Annotated in this window: 4 protein-coding genes; 3 read left to right on the top strand and 1 reads right to left on the bottom strand. The window is 41.7% G+C overall.

The features are described 5' to 3' along the window. Positions 1–112: 112 nt before the first annotated feature. Entirely contained in the window at positions 113–439 is a 327-nt protein-coding gene (locus F6K37_RS35680) for a hypothetical protein (protein WP_287255644.1), read from the top strand. Between the two features lie 443 nt (positions 440–882). On the opposite strand, the gene F6K37_RS35675 is transcribed toward F6K37_RS35680, so the two are convergent. Further along, on the bottom strand, positions 883–2118 hold the full coding sequence (locus tag F6K37_RS35675; RefSeq protein WP_287255641.1) for an RNA-guided endonuclease InsQ/TnpB family protein: 1236 nt from the start codon (positions 2116–2118) through the stop codon (positions 883–885). A gap of 273 nt (positions 2119–2391) precedes the next feature. Between F6K37_RS35675 and F6K37_RS35670 the strand changes: the two genes are divergently transcribed. Together F6K37_RS35670 and F6K37_RS35665 are read left to right on the top strand one after the other, a co-directional pair. Further along, positions 2392–2805 (top strand): hypothetical protein, encoded by a 414-nt coding sequence (locus F6K37_RS35670; RefSeq protein ID WP_287255639.1) that lies wholly within the window; start codon positions 2392–2394, stop codon positions 2803–2805. A 227-nt stretch (positions 2806–3032) separates the two neighbouring features. Further along, positions 3033–3260: P-loop NTPase family protein (locus F6K37_RS35665; protein ID WP_502887803.1), on the top strand; the 228-nt coding region annotated here is incomplete at its 3' end.

The following is a 3260-nucleotide window of genomic DNA, read 5'->3' as shown; positions in this document are numbered from 1 at the left end:
TCTATTTTTAAGGCTTTTTGAAGTATTGTTTTTTGCTCTTGTGTCAGATAATTTTTTGCTGGCATATTTCCTATTATTGGGTTATTTATTAATTTTTATTATACCAATTTAAATGCCGAACAGCTTAGTTAGTGGTGTAAATGAATTTGTTCAACAGCTAGTTCAACAGCCAGAGCTTATGCTATGCGATGATCTGATCGATTTGGTGTTAGAGCTAGGGGAAGAGATGACCCCAGCTCTGGAAGCAACCAGACAACATCCGATTCGGGATCAGGCAAGTCAACAATCCATAGAATTTGTGACAGCACTGTCTTATGTCCGCCCGGATAAGTATGATCAGGCTATTGGGATGTTAGAGGAGATTCATCAAAATTCAGATAGTCCTATCAATGGTTACATTGCTAGGGCAATAGCTACCTGTTACTTTAAAAAGGAATAATTTGATGATATTCCGTTTTGAGTATGCTAAATTTTTATAAACCCAATCTAAATTGTTGATACAATAAGAAGGTTATGGGTTTAGCTAAAATTTTATAGTAAAAACTAATTATCAAAACCTTAAAGCTATACATGATAGTAATTTGATGTCATCAAAGCTAATAATTTAGCATAACAGGTAGGGAAAAGCCGAATATGATAAAGCGATCGCATTCTACCAAGACAGCGTTGAAATCAATCAGCAGTTAGATTTACAAAATAATGTAGCCAATCAGTGGTCTTGGCTAGCTGATTGTTATCGAGACTGGGGCAACTATCAGCTAGCTCTCGATTGTCAACTCAAAGATTTAGCCATCCGTCAGCAGCTTGATGACCAAACAGGTATAGCATTAGCTTACTATCAGCTTGCTAGAATCTATCAAGATTGGGTTGACACTCCCCGACCTAAAGGCGCGGAGATTCTTGGTTCAATGAGGCAGCTTGCTCAACCAGGCCGGAGCCAGGAAGAGTAGAGGCCGCTTCTCCCCAAGCGTTTGGATCGACGTTCCCGTAGCGTGACCTACGGTCAATCCCAGTTCCGGTGTGCCCCACCGTACTTAAGGCTCGATTCAGAATGTTGATTGCAGCATTATGGTCTCTATCTAACTGGCAACCACATTGACAGATATGGGTTCTAGTTGATAGAGACTTTTTGACTACTTCACTGCAGTTAGAGCAGTTTTGGCTGGTATAAGCAGGATTTACTGCAACAGTTATCTTGCCAAACTTAGTGCCAAAGTGCTCTATCCATTTTCTAAATTGATACCAACCTACATCATTAATAGACTTGGCGAGACAGTGGTTTTTGACCAGATTTTTTACCCTCAAGTCTTCATAGGCGACCAGGTCGTTAGACCGGACTACGCAACGCGCCAGTCTCTTGGCGTGTTCTTCACGTTGCCTGCTTATTTTGAGGTGTGTCTTACCTAGTTTATTAATAGCTTTTTTACGGTTAGCAGAGCCTTTCTTTTTTCGAGAAACCCGGCGTTGATAAAACTTTAGACGCTTTTCGCCTTTCCTGTAAAATCTGGGATTAGGTTCGACATTTCCGTCTGAGTCAGTGTAGAAATATTTGAGTCCTACATCTAAGCCAAGAGTGTGTCCAGTTTTTTCTAGTTCTTCATTATTATTAAGCTGAACGCAGAACTGAACATAGTACCCATCGGCTCGACGGACTATCCTAACCCTCTTGATTTGCTTTTTGTCAAAGTGCCACAAATCCCATGTCCCCTTAAGCTTAAGCTTTCCGATTCCTTTCTTGTCGGTAAAGATGATTGACTTTTTGTCTGGGGACAGTTTCCATCCACACTGCTTATACTCAACCGAACGAGAGTGTTTCTTAAACCGGGGATAGCCTTTCTTTCCGGGAACCTTTTTCTTGCAATTATCAAAGAAGCGAGCGATTGATGACCATGCCCTTTCAGCACTAGCTTGACGGGCAGTAGAGTTCAACTCATTGGCAAACGGAAACTCTTTAGCCAAATATTTGCTATATCTGCTTAGGTCGTATTTATTAACCCCTTTGTTGTCCATCCAATAGCGAAGGCAGCTATTACGGATAAATTTAACCGTTCTGATCGCCTCATCTATTGCTAGATATTGTTTCTGTTTGCCGTATGCCTTGAACTCTATAATAATCATCACGTATCGACCTTCCGCTATTAATTTATTATACAATGAATAGGATAAAACTCCAAAAAAAGCCGCCCTATAAGGACGGGACTTTAGATCCAATTCTTCGGTAACAGCCAACGCCTCCTAGCCAGAAATACTCCAGACACAACCCAAGCCCTCCACTTACTCAGCCAAGGGGAGCAAAGTATTGGTCAAGCCATCGAAATTAGTAAAGCCAACGACTACAAAGCCAACCAAGCCTACAACTATACCGCTCTTGGCTTACTCTATTCAGAACACTTGCGCCGATTACCCTCCAACCACCCTACTCTACCGGAACAGATAGAGCAATTTGAAACCAACTACACCATGGGCTTAAGGTTACTTTCAGAACTTGGAGAAATTGTCGATAGGGCGGAAGAAATTCTAGATATCTCCCGGGCTTACCTAGAGGTAAATGTCTTAGAAAACCTTGACCGAGCGGAAGCATTAGCCATGGAATCTCTACAAATATTCCTAGACTACAACCGTCGGAAACTAGAAGCCTCTGCTCGCCAGCTATTAGGGGAAATTTACTTGCGTCGTGTTGAGGGTAATCAAGGGAATACTAAAGCAAGGGCTTACCAATTTTTTACGGAAAGTTTAGAACTCTACCGGAGTCTAGATATTCAGGGGAAAGTGATAGAATTGGAGCAACAATTAAAGGGAATTTAGAATTTAGAATTTAGAATGGAGAATTTAGAATGGAGAATTTAGAATGGAGAATTTAGAATGGAGAATTTAGAATGGAGAATTTAGAATGGAGAATTTAGAATGGAGAATTTAGAATGGAGAATTGGGAACAGTATAGCGTTTTTTAGCCTAATGAGGTACACAGGATTTTTCCCTGTTCCCTCTTATCTGTTCCCTGTTCCCTGTTCCCTGCTCCCTACTCCCTAACTATGAAGAGAGTTGCAGTATTTGGCAATGCTGGCGCTGGCAAATCGACCCTCAGCAAACGTTTAGCTGAAATAACTGGATTACCCCTGGTACACCTCGATTCCATGCAATATAGACCGGGCGGTGATCAGGTGCCCCATGCCGAGTTTAAAGCCGCCCATGATCACCTCTTGCAACAGGAGCAATGGATCGTTGATGGATTTGGCTCACTCGATACCGTGTGGCAACGG

Origin of the sequence: Moorena sp. SIO4E2, assembly GCF_010671945.1 — a bacterium.
Lineage (GTDB): Bacteria > Cyanobacteriota > Cyanobacteriia > Cyanobacteriales > Coleofasciculaceae > Moorena > Moorena producens.
This window is presented reverse-complemented; position numbering and strand designations above follow the sequence as displayed.

Bases quoted from the DNA above. Each gene is read 5' to 3' on its own strand.
- F6K37_RS35680 (WP_287255644.1), top strand. From the start codon at position 113: ATGCCGAACAGCTTAGTTAGTGGTGTAAATGAATTTGTTCAACAGCTA.
- F6K37_RS35675 (WP_287255641.1), bottom strand. From the start codon at position 2,118: ATGATTATTATAGAGTTCAAGGCATACGGCAAACAGAAACAATATCTA.